The 20807-nt window shown below is 43.5% G+C and carries 13 protein-coding genes and 1 pseudogene; 13 read left to right on the top strand and 1 reads right to left on the bottom strand.

What is annotated here, in order from left to right:
• Positions 1-7: 7 nt before the first annotated feature.
• Positions 8-634: a restriction endonuclease subunit S gene (locus tag LNL84_RS01745; protein ID WP_244354688.1), complete on the bottom strand. Its 627-nt coding sequence runs from the start codon at positions 632-634 to the stop codon at positions 8-10.
• A 218-nt stretch (positions 635-852) separates the two neighbouring features.
• Between LNL84_RS01745 and LNL84_RS01740 the strand changes: the two genes are divergently transcribed.
• The 13 genes and pseudogenes from LNL84_RS01740 to csy3 all read left to right on the top strand — a co-directional run bounded on the left by LNL84_RS01740 (position 853) and on the right by csy3 (position 20799).
• Entirely contained in the window at positions 853-2223 is a 1371-nt protein-coding gene (locus LNL84_RS01740; RefSeq protein WP_244354686.1) for a tyrosine-type recombinase/integrase, read from the top strand.
• Positions 2216-4153 carry a hypothetical protein gene (locus LNL84_RS01735; RefSeq protein ID WP_244354684.1) on the top strand — a complete coding sequence of 646 codons (1938 nt, stop codon included), beginning with the start codon at positions 2216-2218 and terminating at the stop codon, positions 4151-4153. Before LNL84_RS01740 ends, LNL84_RS01735 begins: the two co-directional genes overlap by 8 nt.
• A gap of 10 nt (positions 4154-4163) precedes the next feature.
• A complete protein-coding gene (locus LNL84_RS01730; protein ID WP_244354682.1) occupies positions 4164-6152 on the top strand; it encodes a site-specific integrase in 1989 nt (662 codons plus the stop codon).
• Positions 6152-6544: a hypothetical protein gene (locus LNL84_RS01725; protein ID WP_244354680.1), complete on the top strand. Its 393-nt coding sequence runs from the start codon at positions 6152-6154 to the stop codon at positions 6542-6544. Before LNL84_RS01730 ends, LNL84_RS01725 begins: the two co-directional genes overlap by 1 nt.
• Positions 6545-6576: 32 nt before the next feature.
• On the top strand, positions 6577-7209 hold the full coding sequence (locus LNL84_RS01720; RefSeq protein WP_244354679.1) for an HNH endonuclease: 633 nt from the start codon (positions 6577-6579) through the stop codon (positions 7207-7209).
• 129 nt (positions 7210-7338) lie between these two features.
• Positions 7339-8325, top strand: a pseudogene (locus LNL84_RS01715) (N-6 DNA methylase); the annotation flags it as partial.
• Positions 8325-10124: a restriction endonuclease subunit S gene (locus tag LNL84_RS01710; protein ID WP_244354676.1), complete on the top strand. Its 1800-nt coding sequence runs from the start codon at positions 8325-8327 to the stop codon at positions 10122-10124. The pseudogene LNL84_RS01715 and the gene LNL84_RS01710, both read left to right, overlap by 1 nt.
• Before the next feature lie 2 nt (positions 10125-10126).
• Positions 10127-11473, top strand: coding sequence for a DUF262 domain-containing protein (locus tag LNL84_RS01705; protein WP_244354674.1), 1347 nt, complete (start codon positions 10127-10129; stop codon positions 11471-11473).
• Positions 11466-13385, top strand: a complete 1920-nt coding sequence (locus tag LNL84_RS01700; RefSeq protein WP_244354672.1) for a DUF262 domain-containing protein — start codon at positions 11466-11468, stop codon at positions 13383-13385. The genes LNL84_RS01705 and LNL84_RS01700 overlap by 8 nt, the downstream gene beginning before the upstream one ends.
• Before the next feature lie 260 nt (positions 13386-13645).
• The gene (locus LNL84_RS01695; protein ID WP_244354670.1) at positions 13646-16213 is read left to right on the top strand and encodes a hypothetical protein; all 2568 of its coding nucleotides are present in this window, start codon (positions 13646-13648) and stop codon (positions 16211-16213) included.
• Between the two features lie 231 nt (positions 16214-16444).
• On the top strand, positions 16445-17656 hold the full coding sequence (locus LNL84_RS01690; protein WP_244354668.1) for a TniQ family protein: 1212 nt from the start codon (positions 16445-16447) through the stop codon (positions 17654-17656).
• A 2-nt stretch (positions 17657-17658) separates the two neighbouring features.
• The gene (locus LNL84_RS01685; RefSeq protein ID WP_244354666.1) at positions 17659-19746 is read left to right on the top strand and encodes a type I-F CRISPR-associated protein Csy2; all 2088 of its coding nucleotides are present in this window, start codon (positions 17659-17661) and stop codon (positions 19744-19746) included.
• Between the two features lie 6 nt (positions 19747-19752).
• On the top strand, positions 19753-20799 hold the full coding sequence (gene csy3 / locus LNL84_RS01680) for a type I-F CRISPR-associated protein Csy3 (RefSeq protein WP_244354663.1): 1047 nt from the start codon (positions 19753-19755) through the stop codon (positions 20797-20799).
• Positions 20800-20807 lie beyond the last annotated feature (8 nt).

Below are 20807 nucleotides of genomic sequence, written 5' to 3'. Positions count from 1 at the left end.
CTAGCCTTTAATTAGTTTGCTTTAATTCATTAGAATTTTGGATTAAGTCAGAAGCAATAGCATTAAGCTGCTGCTGACGGTTGTTGATAAGCTTATGAAGCAGCGCATTCTCTTTGATGCTGGCTTCATAGAGCTTGGCAATCGTGTTCTGTGTTTCAATATCGGGCAGTGCAATGGGCGTTGCTGCAAGCACAGGTTTTCTGATGCTTATCTGAAAACTGCCTTCGGCACTGCGCTTAAAATAGGTTTGCACAGGCGCTTGGTTAAGCTGCCAGGTTAAAAACTGTGGATTAACCTTTTCTTGCCATTGCGGTTTTACCCTGAGCAAAAACAAACTTGGCGCACAGGTAGTGCTCTCTAATTGCTTACTCACATAGCTTGCCAGATGTTTCGAGCCTTTGGCGCTAAATAACACATCACCTTGCTTGAGCCAGTCAGCACCTCGTTTACCTGTCAGGTCGGTGGTGATCAAATCATCCGTTATCAACTCGCCTAAAGGAGAGATGTCTTTAGCTTGTACGGCTTTGACGCTACCACTAGGGATGGCTCTGATCGCCCCTCTAAATGGGTAACCCGCTTGAATCGTGACACAGTCGTTGAGTGTTACTGATGTAACCGTTTTCTGAACACTCATCTCTGAACGCTTCCTTTTGGCGTGTTCAAGATTGCTTGCTCATTACTTTCAACCATTTGGCTGAGCCTCTTAGTTATTCCATGTTTGATATTGTGGCATCTGACAAATCTCGCGCAATGATTTTTTACAGTAATTGTATGATGCAAATAAAACTTTGACATTAAAACCTACCTCACCTATCTTTTTATTGCAGTAAGCGGATGGTGCGGGGTGGTGTAATGGTAAGTGTTGTTAAAAATGAGGTGAATCTGGGTGATTTGCCGTACTTCAATCAGGAGTCACGTTGTGGGCAGTCTTTACGTGAGGTGTCGTATCATTGTGAGCGTGAGATCAGTAAGTTTCCTCGTTTACGCTCATTGACTCGTATTCACGATGTATTGGAAATGAATTTGTTTTTAGAGCATCGCTATAAAGGGCAGTTTATGCCTCCCAAGCGTGCCAATCAAACAAACACCCTTGGTGGGGTAAGTGTGTTGACGCTTAGCTCAACGGCCTATTCATTAAGCATCTTCCTGTCATGGCTTGAAGAAAACAATGTAGCGTGGCAAGAAGTGATTGCTATTGCTCCTTCAGAAAAAGCCAAATATTGGCTCCCTGTGTACCGTTTTCGCAAACATTTAATTGATCGAGTGGCCACCAAAGAGATCGATCGTGACTCTGCCAATCTTTATATGAACCATATTCGCCAATTTTACGAGTGGGCACTGAAACAGCGCCGTATCGATAAAATTCCTTTCCAATACAAAACTCAAGTTATTAAGAAAAAGCGCAAAGATGGGGATATTGATTTCCTATTTAGTGGTCAGTTTGCTCAAGAGCGTGGTATCACGGTAACAACCACCGACTTGCTCATACCTAAGAAGTACAAACAAAAGTCCTTTAATCAGAATGAATTAGCGCCTTATAGCCGTGAAGAGTTGGAACTGCTTTACACAAGCAAGGAACTAACCAAGCCAGCATCAAGGTTGTGGGTAGAATTGGCGCACCAATGTGGGTTAAGAGCCGATGAGGTCGCCACATTTCCAGCATCGGCAGTCAAAGACCCTGCGCTTATCACGGACAAAATCTTTTACGTTGAAATCACAGGCAAGCTGAGTAAGACCAGAAAGGTCATGGTTTCGAGTGCGCTTATGGCGAGTTTATGGGGCTATCTAAACTCGGCTGAGCGGCAGCGTCGATTAGGTAAATGGCAATTAGAGCATGGTGACAGTGATGCGGCACCGCTGTTTATTAATCGCTCAGGCAGGCCAATCGTCTCCAAATCAGTCAGCAATGTGATTTCTAAAGTCCGAGCAGAGTTAACAGATAAGCCGCTAGAACGAGACTTTCACGATTTACGCTCTACCTTTGCCACGAACCTTGCCAAGTTCATGCTTAAGCAAAACCTGCCGATTGGCTTTATTCAATACAAGCTAATGCAACTGCTTGGACACAGTGATTTTGCAACCACGCAAAAGTACATCAACTTTGCGCGTTCAGAAACCTTTGATAAGCAGATGTCGAGCTGGGTCGATAAGCTGTTTGGTGAACATTTACCTAGCCTACACAGTGATTTACTAGCAATACAGCAAGGTGGTGAGCATGAGTAAGGTTACGCTTGAACTGCCTGTTGGTAATACCAACATCAAGGACTTATTCGAATTTTCACCTGCTTTAGTGGAGGACTTGAAGCAAATTTTGGCAAGTGAACGATATCAAGGCGGGAAAGGTCATAATCAACGCTCAATGTCGGCACGATTTCGTGTGATATTGACGGCTTGCCGATTCATTATTGCTAATGACGCCAATGCAGAATTGCTTAAACAAGGGTTTAGTGGCTTTGTTAAGGAGCATAATGCATTTTTGAAATCAATCTACCGCAGTGATATCCGCAAAGAATTGCGTAATGAACTGGTGTTTGCCATTGGTATTTTCATGGGAAGACCGCTGCAAAAACATCACTATCTTTCGGATTTGTGGGCATTTTATTTTAAAGAACAAGGTGCTTGGCGACACATCGATAGCGCAGATCTAAAAGCGGCTATGCCAAAGATTTACGCTGAAATGACCTCCTTACTAAGCAGCGAGACTGAGCTGTTGCCGCAAAAAAGCTACAGTATGGAAACACTCCATACTCGCTTCTCAAAGGCCAAGCGATTGTTACTAGAGTGCTTAGCCCCGCAGTTTAAAGACGAATTAGAGGAATATGGCTTACAAGCGTTAAGTGTCGATAACAATCGCATCCAAAAATCACTGTTTCAAGCCATTCAAAGTGATGTTCAGCAAAAGAGTATCTCACTCCGAACGGGTACAGGTTACTTTGAAGTCATACGTTGGTTAATGGAAGTGACAGGACAAGAGGTTGTCGATGCCTATCGAATATCGATGCAACGCTACCAAACTCATGCCAAGCGAGAATCACTAGAAAAGACCTACAGTGATGAAGAGCTAACGGAGTTGGTTTTCCACGTAGAGAAAGCCATTGAACAAGCAAAAGAAAGTAAGCCGTTAATCGCTCTGTACTTTGCCAAAATCCAGCTAAAAACTTGCTGGAACACTGCGCCAATGTGTGCAATTGAACTCTCTGATATCAAAGAGATTGAGTTACCCACGTCGAAAAAGACGATGGTGGTCATGCTGCAAAAAGCGCGTAAAGGGTACGACATCGATACTTTTCAGCTTGATGGTCGCACGGTGAACAGCGTGATGCAGGACTTGTTGCAAGTAAAAGTGCTCACTGAACAGTACCGAAAGGCTCGCTCGCCATTTCAATCACTCCTGTTTGTTTATGAAGAGTACGGAGAGATCGGCTGCGTTAAAGGCACTAATGCCACATCTTACATAAACAACCAGTTGGAACAGCAAGGTTGCCGTGTGCGGTACAACTCTCAGCGCATTCGTAAGTCAGGGGCTAATTATATCTACCGTGAAGTGGCAAAAGATTTGCGTAAATACAAGCAGCGGATGCGCCATTCCTACTCGACATTTATTCAGCACTACAAGCAAGTGGAAGAAGCCGATATTCAAACCAATCTTGGCGATGCAGTGCAAACCATGCAGAGCTACTTTACGGGGCGTGAGATCAGCTCTGACATCATTATTATCGACAAAGATGATACCGAGCTACAGCAGACGCCAACGGGGTTATGTGCCTCCAAGGGCAATGACATTGAAGCACAGCAATATCACAAAGAGCATCGACTGTTACATAAAGACAATGGCCGTGAGGCGACATGGTGCAGTGACTATCTAGCTTGTATTTGGTGCAAATATTTTCGAACTGTCGCCGATCCAGATCATGTGTGGCAACTTCTAAGTTATCGGGACTATGTCTTAGCGGATATGAGGGCAAGTGTGTCTAATCTAGAGGGCAATGAACAACAAACGGAAGCAATGGAAGTATTGAAAGACCGAGTGAATGATATTCTGCATCAGCTTTCGAACAGAGATCATAAAGCAGTCGAACAAGCTCAAGAGATGCAGCGAAATCAGGGCATGCACCCATTCTGGTCATTTGCTATTTCAACCGTCGCGGTATAGGGGAAAGGTCATGATACATGACGTGGTAGACACAGTTTTGAATGTTGATGGTGCCATTCGATTGCGCCCTTTTTCTACGGAAAAATACCAACGATTAGCCTCCACGGTTTTATGGCAAGCAAACAGAAACACGGGAACGATGATAAGCCGTTTCAGTGATGATTCTTGGCTAAGAAATGGTGAGAAGTCATCCATCACCTTTCATCAGGCGAATACGGAGTTGGGGTATGAACTGAGAGCGATAACGTTAGGGATGCTTGCGCATGGTGCAGGTGAAGGCATGCAACCTGTAAAATGGGGAACAACCAAACGGATCATTCGTTGTAGCAAACGATTTGGTCTTTGGTTGCAGGCGCAAAACATTCGCTCTTTACACCAGTTAGATGTGTTGCCCTTGTTGAGGTTAAGGCATCTTATTGGTAAGTTTTTGACGGCTAATAACGCATCAAAGCATATTTACATCGCACAGGATGTATCGAGTGCGCTCTATTGGTGGCAACAATACGGCATTATTAAATCAGCCGAACGTGTGGATTTATTTACTGAATTACTCAGTCCTCTGATTGCCCTTCAATCCTCTCTACGTCAGAAGCATGCGGTGATCCCTATCCGCATAATGAAATTGATACTGAAGGAGTGCGAAGAGCAACTTGAGCATGCGGAGAGGCATTTTGACCAATGGCAAGCCATCCAACTGGGCTTGAATAACCGAATTGCAGGCCTCAATCCTGGTCACTTTAGTTGTAACACCTTTATCGATGCATTGAGTGAAACTGAAGCGGAAGAGCTAAATCATTTGCATGCGTATTTTAAACGTATAAGGTGCTATGTTTTTGTGGTTGTTATGGCCTACTCAGGGATGAGGCACAGTGAAGCCATGGCGCTTGACGATGATGCGGCATTCAGCCGTGATGCTATTCATTACTTACGTTCTGATTTATCAAAAACAACAGATGGCAGTCAAGCGTTAGAATGGGTAGTCAGTGAACAAGCGTATAGAGGGGTTAAGTTACTTGGCAAGATGAACACGATTTATCGTGCACGAGCCAAGCAACTCATCCAATTTTATTCAAACTCACTTCCTGAAAAGCGCTTCCTTAACCTTCAATTTGGCGCTGAGGACAACAAACTATTTCGAGTGAGATACCCCAAGCAGTCGGCGTGGTTTAGTAATCAATCTAAGGTAAGCAAAAACGGTTTCAATAACGTGAATACGTTGTTTAGCATCCCAGTGACGCAAGCGGATATTGAGCAGTTGGAAACGTTGGGGTGTAATGTTCAATCTGTCTCTGCAACGAGTAAAAACTTCCGCTTACCTTACCAAGTTGGCATCCCGTTTAACTTTACTTCTCACCAATTTCGGCACACGTTTGCTTGGTTTATTGTTGCCAATCGCTTAGGCGATCTTGATGACATTAAGTACCAATATAAACACTTAGAAAGCAGTATGACGCTGGTTTATAGCCATCGCGGTTACGATTCTATGGCAGAGGTTGTACGTCTTACCGAAAGTTTTGAAGCTTATTTAACCGAGCAAGCCATGACCAATTTGGTCAGCGCAGCAGAGCAAGGTCATTTGGCTGGTCGAGGTGGTCAGAAGTTTGTTGAAATACTAAAACAGGTGCTTGGTGATGACTTTGAAAATGGCTCTTCACCGCACTTCGCCAATATGCAAGAACTACTAACCTATACCGCCAAGCACTCGTCTAATTTCAGAGGGCTATCACATGGATATTGCACCAAAGGTACAAGCTGCAAAGTCCGCAATGCGGCTGACCCAAGCCATTGCATCAACTGTGACTCTTATATCGCAACACCGAAACATCTACCTCATTGGCTAGTGATAAAGCAACGCTGTGAACAGCAACTAACGGCGTTTGAGCAATTTCCTGAAGAGATGCAACCAAGGTTTGCATCGTTTAAGGGCGCACTCACCGATAACTTACATGCTGCCAATCGAATCATTGAACAACTTCAAATCAACGTTAAGGAAGCCTAATGGAAACTGAAACAAGAGAGCAACTTGAAGCCATTGTGACCGAGATGATTGCGACAGGCGAAAAGATAAATGTGAGCCGAGTAGCAGCAAAGGCAGGTGTTTCTAATGCTCTAATTTATAATCGTTATCCTGAGTTAAAGGTGCGTATTCAGGCTGCTAAAGAGACACAGCAAAGTCGAAAGGAACAGATTGAGGTTACGACAGAGGTTGAGAAGCTGAAGTCTAAGCTCGATAAGGCAAAGCAAAAACAAGAAGAAGCGGAGTTGATGGCTTGCTCGTACCAAAAGCAAAACGAGCAGCTTTGGGAGCATATTCAGCAGGTTTATTCAATGTATGATCAAGTGCTTGCGGAGCGAAATGACTTTGCTGAGCGTTTGAAGTTTGTGGGTTAACCTGAAATATAATAGTGACAAGGAGTCGCCATATGATCGAGCAAGAAAGAGAATTCAAGTATTTCCTTGTTCACGAAAAAGAACGCAGGCTGACAACAGGTACAGCGACGAGTTATATCGACTATTTGAACAATATCACCAATCACATTGGCATTAATATAACCTCAAAGACAGTCGCAACAGAGGCTGATGTTCGCAAGATTGATGGTTGCCTGTTGGATACGGATATGCCAGATGGTTCTAGAAGGAATTGTAAGTCTGCGATGCACGCTTACCTACAGTTTCTCGCTTACTCAAAGCAGGTAGATGTTTCTGTTTATCCTGACGAGATAGAAGATCAATATGAAGGCTCATCAAAGAAAGTTACTGTTAATAAGTTTGAGAGGAACCCCAAAGCAAGGGAGGCGTGCATTGAGCACTACAAAGCGATTTGCCAAGTCTGTAATTTCAACTTTTCCGATGTTTATGGTGATATAGGGCGTGATTTTATACACGTACATCATATCGTTCCCCTCTCTGATATTGACGAAGAATACCAAGTAGATCCAATTAAGGATTTAGTGCCTGTTTGTCCAAACTGCCATGCGATGCTCCACCGTAAATCACCACCGTATTCTGTCGACGAGTTAAAAGCGAAAATACTTCCACCGCTACCATATAAGTAACAAAATCCACTGCGCCCATTCCGTTTTAAGAGTGTACTGGGCGATAATTGACTTAAAACTGTTACACCATTTGAAGCCTTATTGGATGTAGGTGTAACAGTTTTCGGAAAGTCCCAAAATTCCATTATCTACACGCCTCGTGCTGTTACACGCTTCATCGTAAACCGCTTAGACCCAAAACTGGGCGAAGCGATTATGGACCCAGCAACGGGGACGGGCGGCTTCCTTGCATGTTCGTTTGACCATGTGAAAGACAACTACGTGAAAACTGCAGCGGATCACCAAACACTGCAAAAGCAGATTCATGGTGTCGAGAAGAAACAACTGCCACACCTACTGTGCATCACCAACATGATGCTGCACGGCATTGAAGTACCAGTACAAATCAAACACGGCAATACGCTAAACAAACCGCTTTCAAGCTGGGACAGCAACATCAATGTGATTGCGACTAACCCTCCGTTTGGTGGTACAGAAGAAGACGGCATTGAAAAGAACTTCCCAGCCGAAATGCAGACGCGTGAAACTGCCGATCTGTTCTTACAGCTTATTATTGAAGTGCTTGATGAAAACAACGGTCGAGCAGGCGTAGTACTGCCAGACGGCACCTTGTTTGGTGAAGGCGTTAAAACCAAAATCAAAAAGATGCTAACCGAAGAGTGTAACCTGCACACCATCGTGCGTTTACCTAATGGGGTATTTAACCCATATACAGGCATCAAAACCAACATTCTATTCTTCACCAAAGGCAAGCCAACCAAAGACGTATGGTTCTACGAGCACCCATACCCAGAAGGCGTGAAGAACTACAGCAAAACCAAACCAATGAAGTTCGAAGAGTTCCAGCAAGAAATCGATTGGTGGGGCAATGAAGATGACGGTTTTGCTAGTCGTGTAGAGAACAATCACGCATGGAAAGTGCCAATCGCCGACATCATTGAGCGTAACTTCAACCTAGATATTAAAAACCCGTATCAAGGTGAAGTGATTAGTCACGATCCAAAAGAGTTATTAGAGAGCTACCAACAGCAGCAGCAAGAGATCTCTCAGCTTCGTAATCAACTTAAAGGCATTCTAGGTGAAGCCCTGAATTCGTCTGTGGGTGGTGCTGAATAATGAGTGTAGAACAGACCTCTATGAATCAGTTGATAACAGATAATATCGACGTTTGGACCTCAACCGTTAAAGCCAAGTCATCCTCTGGTCGTGGCAGCAGCAAAAAGCGCGAGCTTTATGGTGTGAAGAAGCTGCGTGAGCTGATTTTAGAATTAGCTGTGCGAGGTAAGTTAGTGCCTCAGGACTCAACAGATGAACCTTCATCGGTACTGCTTGAGCGAATTGCGGAAGAAAAAGCGCAGTTGGTCAAAGAGAAGAAGATTAAGAAGCCGAAAAACTTACCTGAAATATCAGACGAAGAAAAAAGTTTTGTATTACCAGTTGGTTGGGAATGGGCTCATTTACAAGATTTGACGACATATGTTCAGCGAGGGAAAGGACCTAAGTATGCTGAATCAGGAAGTGTACAAGTAGTATCCCAAAAGTGTGTGCAAAACTCTGGATTCGATTTATCACCTGCTCGTTATGTGACTGATGAAAGTCTTGAAAAATATCAGGAAGAAAGATATTTGCAAGACAATGATATTCTATGGAATTCAACAGGTACAGGCACTGTTGGTCGTGCAAATGTGATTACGAATATTCCTGAAAAGCGTATCGTTGCCGATTCACACGTTACTGTCATTCGCCCAACCAATTTCTATAGCCGATTTTTATGGTGTTTCATTATGGCACCAGGGGTACAAGCTAGAATACAACCAGACCATGAGAATGCATTAGTTTCTGGGTCAACGAAACAAGTCGAATTAAATACAAGCTCAGTAGTATCCGTAATAGTTCCTGTTGCACCTTTAAAAGAACAACACCGCATCGTCGCCAAAGTCGATGAACTAATGACACTCTGCGACCAACTAGAACAACAAACCGAAGCCAACATTGAAGCGCATCAGGTATTGGTAACAACGCTGTTAGACACGCTAACCAACTCAGCAAATGCTGAAGAGTTAATGCAAAACTGGCAAATGGTTGCGGAGCACTTCGATACCCTGTTCACCACCGAAGCGAGCATCGATCAGCTAAAACAAACCATCTTGCAACTGGCGGTAATGGGTAAGCTTGTCCCACAAGACCCAAATGATGAACCTGCTGCAAAGCTGCTTGAGCGTATTGGGGAAGAAAAAGCCCAGTTAATTAAAGAGAAGAAAATCAAAAAGCAGAAGGCACTGCCGCCGATTGCTGATGATGAAAAGTTATTTGAGCTTGCAAATGGTTGGTGTTTTGCTCGTTTTGATGACATTTGTACAGGTATTACTTCTGGCTCTACCCCTCCGAAAGATAAGTTTATCGAGAGTGAAGGTGTGCCGTATCTCAAGGTTTACAATATTAGAAATCAGGAAATTGATTTCAATTATAAAGAACAGTTCGTTGATTCTGTACACCATAAAACCAAACTAACCCGTTCAATTCTTTATCCTGGTGACGTTGTGATGAACATCGTAGGGCCACCTCTTGGAAAAGTAGCGATAATCCCTGATTCATATCCTGAATGGAATTGTAATCAGGCTATAGTCGTATTTCGACCGATAGAACCTTTATTAAATAAGTATATATATACTTATTTAACGGCAGGGTTATTCCTTCAGAGTATAGAACTGATTGGTACGGCTGGTCAGGATAATATATCTGTTACAAAAAGTCGTAGCATTGTGTTGCCAATGCCACCGCTAGAAGAACAACACCGTATAGTTACTAAAGTTAAAGAACTGATGGTTGTCTGCGAACAACTAAAAGCTCGATTAAAAGAGTCTCAAATCACTCAATTACAAGTAACAGACGCTATTGTCGAACAGGCGGTATAACCATGGCAATAGTCTTCAATCAGCCTCAAACCATTGCGCAGTTGTTGGAACAAAAACTCACTATTCCTGAGTACCAACGCCCATACAAATGGCAACCTAAACACGTTAATCAACTGATTGATGACATCTTTAATCACCGCACTAAGCCATGTTATCGGCTTGGTACGGTGGTACTACATCAAGGAAAAGATGTGGAAAGTGGCGAAAAAAAGGACGCGCTTAACATCGTTGATGGGCAGCAGCGCCTTCTCACCTTAACGTTGCTTTGTACTATCCTGGATGGAGAAGAGAAAACCATCATATCAACTCTTCTTGAGCACAGATTTGAATCCTCGGTCAGTATCCAAAACCTCAAGAATAATGCGCAAATAATCTCTGAACGAGTAGCCAGTCTGCCAGATACAGAAAAGCAAGAGCTACTCGATTTCGTTCTTAACAAGTGCGAGCTTATACAAGTTACGCTAGATGATTTAAGTGAAGCATTCCAGTTTTTCGATTCGCAAAACGCTCGTGGTAAAGCGCTTGCACCTCATGATCTGCTAAAGGCTTACCATCTACGTGAAATGATGGACTCGACAGAGCAAACAGAGAGGTTGCACCATGTAAGCTTGTGGGAGCAAGGCGTTAACCCCGATGATGACTCTGCGAATTTGCATACTATCATGGGAGAGTTCTTATTCCGTATGCGCCGTTGGGTCGATGGTGACTACGGCATACAGTTTAGTCGCCATAACATCGATGTATTTAAAGGCATTAACCTAGAAAACACTCAGTACGCCTATGTAGATTCTATGCTTGCGCTTGATTATGCGATTGAAACTTTTAATGCTGATCCCGCACGTAAATGGGACAAGCAAACGAAAGGGTATCCATTTCAAGTTGATCAGGTGATGATCAACGGTAAACGCTTCTTTGAGTACATTCAGCACTACATGGCGATTCACTCGACCTTGTTCGTTGGTGATGAGGCAAGGCTATCTTCATTCGTCGATAAGCACGCTAAGTATAAAGGCAGTAGCCGTAAAGGGGATAGCTATGTACGAAACCTATTTTTGTGTGCAGTGATGTATTACTACGACAAGTTCGGTGATGTGGAGTTAGAGAAAGCGGCACAGATTTGTTATCGCTGGAGTTATTTCCTTCGCCTTGAGCTACAACGTATCGGTATGGAGTCGGTAGATAACCACGCTAAGGATCGTAGTGGGCTGTTTAGAGCAATCAGCAAAGCTGTTCACCCTCAACAGGTGTTGAACTTTCAGCCTCCTTACATTCAAGAGCCTAAGTTCAAGAACGCGAAGGACGTGCAGGCATCTATTGAAGCAATGAAATCGGGAAGTGTAAATGAGTGATTCGAACCAAGTAGAGCAGTTATCCGTTAGAGCACTTTTCGACAGTAAAACCCAATATGTGATTCCTATCTATCAGCGCAACTACGCTTGGGGTGCGACAGAAATTGAGCAGCTTATCCAAGATATCAGTGATGCTGCAGGGCTGATTACTCAGTCGAATGAAACTGCTACTGCCAAACAAGTAAAGTACTATCTTGGTAGTCTTGTAGTTTATCAGCGTACATCGCATTCACATCAATCTAATGTGGTGTACGAAACCATTGATGGACAGCAAAGGCATACCACGCTCTCTATCTTGTTGGCGTACCTCAAACATTGTGATGTGCTCGAAGAGAGCGAGCTAGAAGGGCTAGACATTAATCTCACCTTTGATAGTCGTCCAAAATCCTCCAGAGCATTAGATGACATCTATACAGGCAGAACCAATGGCGAGTCAGAAGAGCCTAACATTCATGCTGCTTTCAACATCATCAAGCGTTACTTCAAAACCAAAGGATTAGATACACAGGCGAAAACTAAGCAGTTCTTTGGGTATCTATTAGAAAACGTCACCATTCTTAGAGTCGTCGTTCCACCTCAAACTGATCTTAACCACTACTTTGAGATCATGAATAACCGTGGTGAGCAGCTAGAAAAGCATGAAGTTTTGAAAGCGAAGTTTATGGCTACCCTCGATAATGATGAGGAGAGAGGCTGCTTTTCCACTGTTTGGGACGCTTGTGCGAATATGACGCGCTATACCCAAATGGGCTTCCAATCGGACTTACGAAAAGAGGTATTCGGCTCAGATTGGCAGACAATGCCAATAAGCTTTGAAGCTATTCAAGAAAAGCACACGAGCAAGCAGCAAAAAGAAGATGCAATGACTCTGCGAGAAATCATCGGTAACAAGGCATCCAGCTCAAATACTGACGATGACGAGCGTGAGAAGGAAGAACGCTTTGGTTCGGTTATCGATTTCTCAAACTTCTTACTTCATGTCTTAAAACTGATGAAGACGGAAGAGAACGTTTCGCTTGATGATAAGAAGCTGATCGATGCATTTATCTCTAAAGGCGATGGTCTAAAGGTTGGCGCTAAAGCTTTTGTCTATGAACTGCTTAAATGTCGAATTCTGTTTGATAGTTACGTAATCAAGCCTGACCAACACGATGAAAAGCGTAAGTGGAGCTTGTTAAGGCTTAACTCTTACATAAACAAAAATAGTTTGAGTCCAGAGTACCCAAATGCCTTCAGTAGCGATAACAACGAAAAGATTCGTATGATCTTGGCAATGTTCCATGTATCGAACCCTGCTTTGGTATATAAGCGTTGGTTGAATGACGCCTTACGGGTATTAAACGATCTCGCTACAGAAGACAGATTGGAAGTTGATGGCAGTTCGTACTTAGCTGCACTTGAAAATCAGAGTGACAAGTATTTTGATGAGATCTGTGGTGGTTCTCAACTTGAGTTTACAGAGAATAATGTCGGTGTGTTACATCAGGGAACTGGTGTGCAAAACTTTGTTTTTAATCGTTTAGACTATTTATTGTGGAAACGTCTCTCAAACAATGAATCGTTTGATGGTATCGGTAAAAATGAACTTGGAAAGCACTTCGACGATTTTCAGTTTTCATTCAGAACTTCTGTTGAACATTACTTCCCACAAACCGACCCATCTGGTGCAAGTAAGATGCAGGACGTGGATCGCTTCGGTAACCTTTGCCTTATTTCACCAAGCAGTAACTCAAGGCTTAGTAATTATTCTCCGCAAGATAAGAAGAAGTTCTACATTGAGAACAATCGAGCAGAGAGTTTAAAGCAAGCTATCATGATGAGTTACAAAGATTGGGGACCACATGATGCTGGGCGAGCCAACATTCGTGAACATGAAGTGTTGATGCTGGATATTATCTCTGCTGAACACTAGGTAAGACGGATTAGACCTAGCTAGTGCGTGTGTCGGGATTGGTTAGCAATGTCAAGAATAACGAATATTACGAAATACTAGCGCCATTAGATAACAGTCAGTACTGTAGATATTGTATGATTTTATAATCAAATGATGTGGTGGTATCTATATATCTTGTATATAGGTGTTAACTTGATGGAATGGCGTAACTTGGCAAGAATGCCGAAGTAAATGTCAGTATTCTCAAAGAAATTAGTTTCGTTAGGTAGGTCTAATCTATGGGTAAGTTGAGTAATCCAAGTCGTAATGTCAGCCAATTTGTTTATGACTTCTCTCGTTACAACTACAGTAACGATAAGGATGAGACTGCGGCAATAGAGCGCGTAAAAAAGATTACTCAAAATGACCGTTCTGACGATGGCATTAAAGAAATTCAGTTGGAGCTTCTTTGGAATGAACTAACTAAGCAGAAGCAACAAAAGCCCAAATCCCTTTCTTCTCAATCTCAAAAAAGTAGCGACACGCTTAAAACCAAAAGTGAACTCAAAAAGGAGCGAAAAGCTCGAAGGAAGAAAGAAGCTGCTCTTAAAAAGCAACGGAGAGAGGTGAAAAAGTTAGAAACAACTGTTTCTCATTCACCGAGAACAGTCTTGAGAAAAACGAGCTCCGCACAAAAAAGTACCAGCAGCTGGTCAAACGCCCCGTCTTGGAGTGAAGTAAAAAAGCGCTCAGCTCAGGACTTAGATCCTGCGTTAAAGATGAATCCTATTGATAAGCTCCCAAGTGGTTCTTTGAGCCGGCCGGAGCTGAAACAAGATGGAGATCAGTTACAGGATAATGATTCGATATTACTAAAGCTTCAAGAAGAGCTTGGTATTTATGGACTAGAGTGTGCGTGGACCTGGACCGATGGTAGTCGCAGATTGGTTTTGCGACAGATCGGTACTGCTTTTCCGTGTGAAACCGTTCAAGGTCAAAATGAAAAAGAGAAATTTGAATTCCTTAAACGTGCTTACAGATTGTTTACGTTTAAAAGCAATTATACGGGTGAGCGTGAGCAAAGGGTTTCTCTAGAGAAGTTAGTCAACTTTATGTGGTCTACTCAAACGTTGAGATATTCTGTAGGAAAAAAAGTAAAGCTTCCCAAAAGTATTAAGAAAAAGAATTTTGCGTTTACTACAACGCCTTCGTTACTACAAAAACAGCTCAGTTGGCAAAGGCTCTCTGCTATAGAGAAAGCGAATCTCATAGTTATGATTCGATCAAGACTCGGCTTTGCAAAAACGAAAGAATCAATTGAATCTGCTTTGGTTCAACCAGGCATCTATACGCAACTATTAGATGAGCGTCCTCAGCTTGCCCCTTCACTTTTACGATCTGATAATCACAAAGAAGCCGATAAAGCCGCGATAATGGTAGAGAACGTCGGCTTAAGTGAGGGTACCCAGTCTTCTGACGTTCAGGGTACAAGTGACGATGGTGACGTTACTAAAGTCGAAGCTGTCGGTTCATTGCCAAATGGCCACAATGTTTTGGAGACGCTAAGCCCGGTCGAACTTAAAGACAAAGAAGACACTAAAGCGAGTAATTCCTCAAAAGACGAAAACGCGGTAAAGGCCAAGCCAAGTATGAAGGTTGAGGAATCAGTCCAGAAGACTTTTCGCTGGCCCTCCACAGTTGCCAACGAAGCAGATGGGATATTACCAGAAAGTCAGTGGCCTCAAATGGGTATGCTTAAGGCTGTAGGCTATGCTGTTGGAGCTTCAGGTCTAAATACATCCTCCAGGCTCAAACTATTAAGAAGCATTTATTGTGAAAAGCTGCCGTATGTTGACTCAAAGGTATATGTCGCTGAGTGGGGGCGTCCCGAAACGGCAACGAGACTCAAGAAAATGGCAGAAACTCTTGCTGCCCTTGCGAGAAACGCAAAACGCAAAAATGCCAACATGAAACTCGCAATTAAAGATTGGGAGCATGACCTAGCCTGGCTGAAAGACGAGTACTACCTGAAGCACAAATATACTTGGGTATGGCCGACTTCAGTCAATCAAGGTGAGAAACTGCCAGCCAAAGAGATAAAGCCTGAACCAGTTAAGATCTACGATTCTTCCCGAGAGTTTTTGACCGAGCAGTACACTAACAAAGCTGGAGAGCTCTGTTGTCAGGTGTGTCAGTCAGCTCTGCCATTCAAGCTTGCCAACGGTGAATATTATTGGGAAGAAGTCTCTATCTCAAAACAGATTGAATCATCACCTTTTTCAGATCTAGTTCTTTGTCCGAATCACCGAGCGATGTATGTGAATGCTAATGAGAGCGAAATCCACCTGATAGAACAGGTTGCGAAAGGTAAATCAAAAGAGATCTCGCTTATGTTAGCTGGAAAGTCCGAGAAACTTTTCATAACACATGAGCACTTGAAGCGAGTCCTCCCTGCTTCGATAAACATTCAATCAAATATATCGCCATATAGCAGCGTCAGAAAGAGCCTGATCAATATTCGAAATCTGTACCTCTATGAAAGTAATGGATACTGGCATTTGACTTCTAAGAACCGAGCGAGCTTAGTGTCGACGACGTCCAAGAGTGAGGCAATCGAATGGTTGAAAGGATTTGATAGTTATCGAAACTTTTCTCAACCCTCAAATATCAAAGAACAAGAGCCGCCGGTTAAGAAAGTTAAGGTGAAACCCTCATTGAAGAATCCCACAGCGATGCGTTTCGGGGTGACGAAAAAAGTGACACAAACCAGCTCCTATAAGACTGGCTACACGCTTTGCACAGTTTGTGGTGGAGATGGGGGAGTCAATGGCGGTTGTTGGAAGTGTGGCGGTTCCGGTTGGATGTAGAATAGGAGTCTTTGATGTTAAAGCGGTACGAGCAAAACTACACAGATTGGCTATGTGAATCGTAACAATCAGAAAAACAATGGCACAGACGTATTTCAACGAAAATGTCCGAATTGCCAAGGTGGCAAGCCAGGGACCCGTTTTTAGTCACAATTTGGTCTCAATCGATTTGATTTAATGGGTTTAGCTGTAATACTAAAACTTAGATACTCTAAGTTTTAGTGGTGACATATGAATACGGACATTCAACTTTATCCCGACGAATCGCTCGAAAGCTTTCTGTTGCGCTTAAGCCAGTTTCAAGGCTATGAGCGTTACTCGCACTTCGCAGAAGACATCTGGTATGAAACGCTAAACTCCCATGAAGCGATTCCTGGGGCCTTTCCCCTTGAGCTCAACCGAGTCAATATCTACCACGCTCAAACCACAAGCCAAATGCGGGTGCGGGTTCTTATCCAACTTGAAAAGCAGCTTAAGCTTAATAACTACGGTGTTCTCCGTCTCGCGTTAAATCATTCTAAGTCGACGTTCTTACCCGATTACAAAGCCGTTCATCGTTTTGGGGTTGATTACCCTTTCGCTTTTTTAAGAAAGCGCTTTACGCCTCTCTGCCCCAGCTGTCTGGTTGAAGAACCTTATATTCGCCAAAACTGGCAGTTTATTCCCATTCAAGTGTGTGAAAAGCATCAATGCAAACTGGTTCACCGCTGCCCAGAGTGCAAATCGTTACTTGAATATCAAAACATAGAAAGCATCACCTATTGTGAATGTGGTTTTGATTTGAGAGAAAGCGAAGCTGAAGCCGCACCGAATTCTGAGTTAATTACGGCAAAATGGCTGATTGGAGACAACTCTGTTGAAACGGGATTGATGAGCAAAGCAATGACAGTATCAGAGCGTTATGGTGTCTTGCTTTGGTATGTAAACCGATACGGCGACGCAGGCGATATTAGCTTTGATGCTTTTATTGAATATTGCTCGGCGTGGCCAACAAAACTGAAGCAGGATTTAGATGCGTTGGTTGAAAAAGCAGATGTTGTTCGAACAAAAGACTGGCGAAAAGTGTTTTTCTCAGAGGCGTTTGGCAGTTTGCTCAAAGATTGTCGCCAGCTACCGAGCCGCGAGTTAAGCAAAAATGTTGTCTTGGCTGCGGTGTTCAATTATCTCTCAGAGCTTGTGGCAGACAATCCAGCATCATCGAAGGGAAATGTCGCTGATGTGCTATTAAGCCCCCTAGATGCATCTACATTGCTTTCCTGCACAACGGATGAGGTGTATCGGTTGTATGAGTTCGGTGAAATAAAGGCGGCTATTAGGCCGCGCATGCACACCAAAATAGCCAGCCATGAGTCCGCCTTCACACTGAGAAGCATTGTAGAAACCAAGTTAACGCGAATGTGTTCGGAAACAGATGGGCTTAACGTATATTTGCCGGAGTGGTAAGCATGACTAAATTAACTGATTTACTGGCAATCGAAGATGCAAAAGAAAAACAGAAGGCGTTGAAGAGGTGGTTTATGTCTTATACCGCTGATGCGGAAGTGGATGGGCTTGAGAAAGAGGCGTTAACGATACTAGTTAACCTAAGCTCTCATCATAAAGGCGATAAATGCGATGATTGGTTAGACAAAGACCGTGCGAAGCGGCATTTGAGCGATTCAGAAAACATAGAGTCATCAATGGGTGAGTTGAAATGGTTTCACACCCATAACCTGAAGTTTCCAGACTGCCGCGTGAGTGAGCAAAGGCTCATAGCGCGACCTCTCGACACAGAAGAAATCTTTGTTTCAAGCAAAAATCTTGAACAGAGTATGGGATGGGCACATAACTCCGCAGCTTACCGCCATGTATTGTGGTTACTGAATCCTTTTCTATGGCAATCAAAATCAACCAATGTACTCTCACTTGTTTGGGAGAGGCAGCCCGTTTGGTTAGAGTTATTGCAAGATTTGGGATTAGATGTGAAACAGCTCGTGGCATTACAACGGGCGATTAAGGAGCATTTGCCAGATACAGCTTTTCCCAAGGTAGTAAGTCCTTATAGTAAGCAACTACGGTTTCCATGGGATGGTGATTATGTCTCTATCACGCCAGTTGTGAATCATTCAGTTCAAAGAGAGCTAGAGGTTCGATCTCGTGACAAAGAGAGTAAGCTCAGCTTTGTGACGTCATCACTGCCGAATTCCGCCAGTATTGGAAACTTATGCGGAAGTGTTGGCGGACATATACAAGTGATGAATTATCCGCTTGAGGTTAAACCAATACCACAAGGGACGCTAGCGGCAAGTCGTAACAAAACAGGGCGCTACCTTGATGACTATCAGGTGACAAACTACCAGATTTGTCAGGTGCTCAATAGGATGATTGGCGCCGAACCCCTTAAAACCAAAAAGCAAAGAGACAAAGCGCGTAACGTTCAAAGCAAGATCCTAAGAAAGCAGATAGCGCTATGGATGCTGCCATTGATTGAACTGCGAGACCGAGCCGATTTAACCCCAAGCGAACAGCTTTTAGAACATGAAGATCCTTTAGCTCATGATTTTTTGACGCTGCCTGAAGTAGAGCTGAAATCACTCGCAACGCAATTTAACCATCGGCTTCACTATGCGTTTCAGGAGAATAAATTTACTCATAAGTTCGCCTACCACCCAAGGCTGCTACAAGTTGTTAAAGCTCAGATAGTGTGGGTGCTTAACCAACTGAGCAAGCCAAGCACTAGTGATGAGACGGTCCAAAGCGAGCAATACATTTATCTTTCTTCCATGCGAGTTCAAGATGCCGTGGCGATGAGCTGCCCATATTTGTGTGGCGTACCATCACTTACGGCCATTTGGGGCTTCATGCACCACTATCAAAGAGAGTTCAATCGGTTGATTGGAAGCGACTCACCATTTGAGTTTTCAAGCTTCTCGTTTTTCGTTCGAAGTGAAGATATGCGATCAACAGCAAAGTTGACGGAACCAAACTCCGTCGCAACCAAACGAACGGTTTCTAATGCCAAACGGTCGACGATTCGCAGTGAGAGACTAACCGATTTAGAAATAGATATGGTGATTCGAGTCAATGGTAGCGAGCGATTGTCAGACTACTTGACCGACTTAAAAGCAACGTTACCAACGGCCTTTGCGGGAGGATATTTATTTCAGCCGCAGATTTCAGCTGAAGTGAATTGGTTGACAACGTTTAGCCGCCAGTCGGAACTGTTTCATACTATCAAGGGCGCTCCGGCTTACGGGCGTTGGCTGTACCCTAGTGATCAGCAACCTATTAACTTGGATGAACTTGAAGAAAATATTTTCGATGATAGCGATAACATTCCAGTTTCCCTTGGTTATCACTTGTTAGAAAAACCGACAGTTCGTGCGAACTCGATAACAGAACATCATGCTTATGCTGAGAATGTGTTAGGTATTGCGAAGCGAGTGAATCCGATTGAAGTTCGATTTAGTGGGCGAGGTCACTATTTTGAGCGAGCGTTTTGGTCGCTAGAATCCAGTGGCGAAACTATTCTTATAAAAAACTATAGGAATTAGGTGCTTATGGATTTGTGTAGCCAGCTTAATTATGTTCGTTCTCTGTCCTCAGGGAAGGCGTATTTTTACTACTTATCAAAGAATGATGAGATGTGCCCGATTGGTGTTGATAGAACACGATTACGAGCACCAAAAGGAGGATATGCTGAAGCGTATAAAGGAAGCAATTTCTCTCCTAAAAACGTGGCCCCTCAAGATTTAGCTTACGCCAACCCTCAGTATATTGAAGAGTGCTACGTTACCCCCGGGGTGGATGATATTTATTGCGCTTTTTCTCTTCGTATTCGAGCCAATTCCCTAAGCCCTGAGGTTTGCAATGATGATGGTGTGCGCGATGCGTTGTTGTCGCTGGCCGCTACCTATAAAGAGCTTAATGGCTATCACGAGCTGGCGCACCGTTACGCCAAAAATATTTTGTCAGGTAAATGGCTGTGGCGAAATGAAGAGTGTCGAGGTTTGTCTATTGAGGTGACGACGAGCGACCAAGAAAAAATAGTGGTGGAGGATGCCACTAGGCTCTCTTGGTATGGTAAATGGGATGAACCATCTACGCAAAGCCTTGAGCTGTTGACGGCTTATCTTACTCGTGCGTTGTCAGAGCGTTCTGAGTATTTCTACATGGATATTCGAGCCAAACTGTCTGTTGGATGGGGAGATGAAATATACCCGAGCCAAGAATTTCTAGACAGCAGAGAGGATGGGGGGCCAAAAAAAAAATTAGCAACGGTAGAACTGCAAAATGGTAAAGAAACCGCTGCGTTTCATGGACAGAAAGTTGGCGCTGCATTGCAATCGATCGATGATTGGTGGCATGAAGATGCAGACAAACCTCTACGGGTGAATGAGTATGGTGCTGACCGCGAGTATGTGATTGCGAGAAGGCATGTTGCGCTAAAAAATGACTTCTATCATCTGATCAAAGACACAGAGGCTTGGACTAAAACAATGAACGAAACCCAGGTTATTCCTAATGAGGTTCACTTCATTATGTCCGTATTGGTCAAGGGTGGTCTATTCAATGGTTCAAGTAGTAAAAAGAGCAAAGAAAAATGAGGGTAGGT

This window comes from Vibrio gelatinilyticus (genome assembly GCF_022836845.1).
GTDB classification, from domain to species: Bacteria; Pseudomonadota; Gammaproteobacteria; order Enterobacterales; family Vibrionaceae; genus Vibrio; species Vibrio gelatinilyticus.
This window is presented reverse-complemented; position numbering and strand designations above follow the sequence as displayed.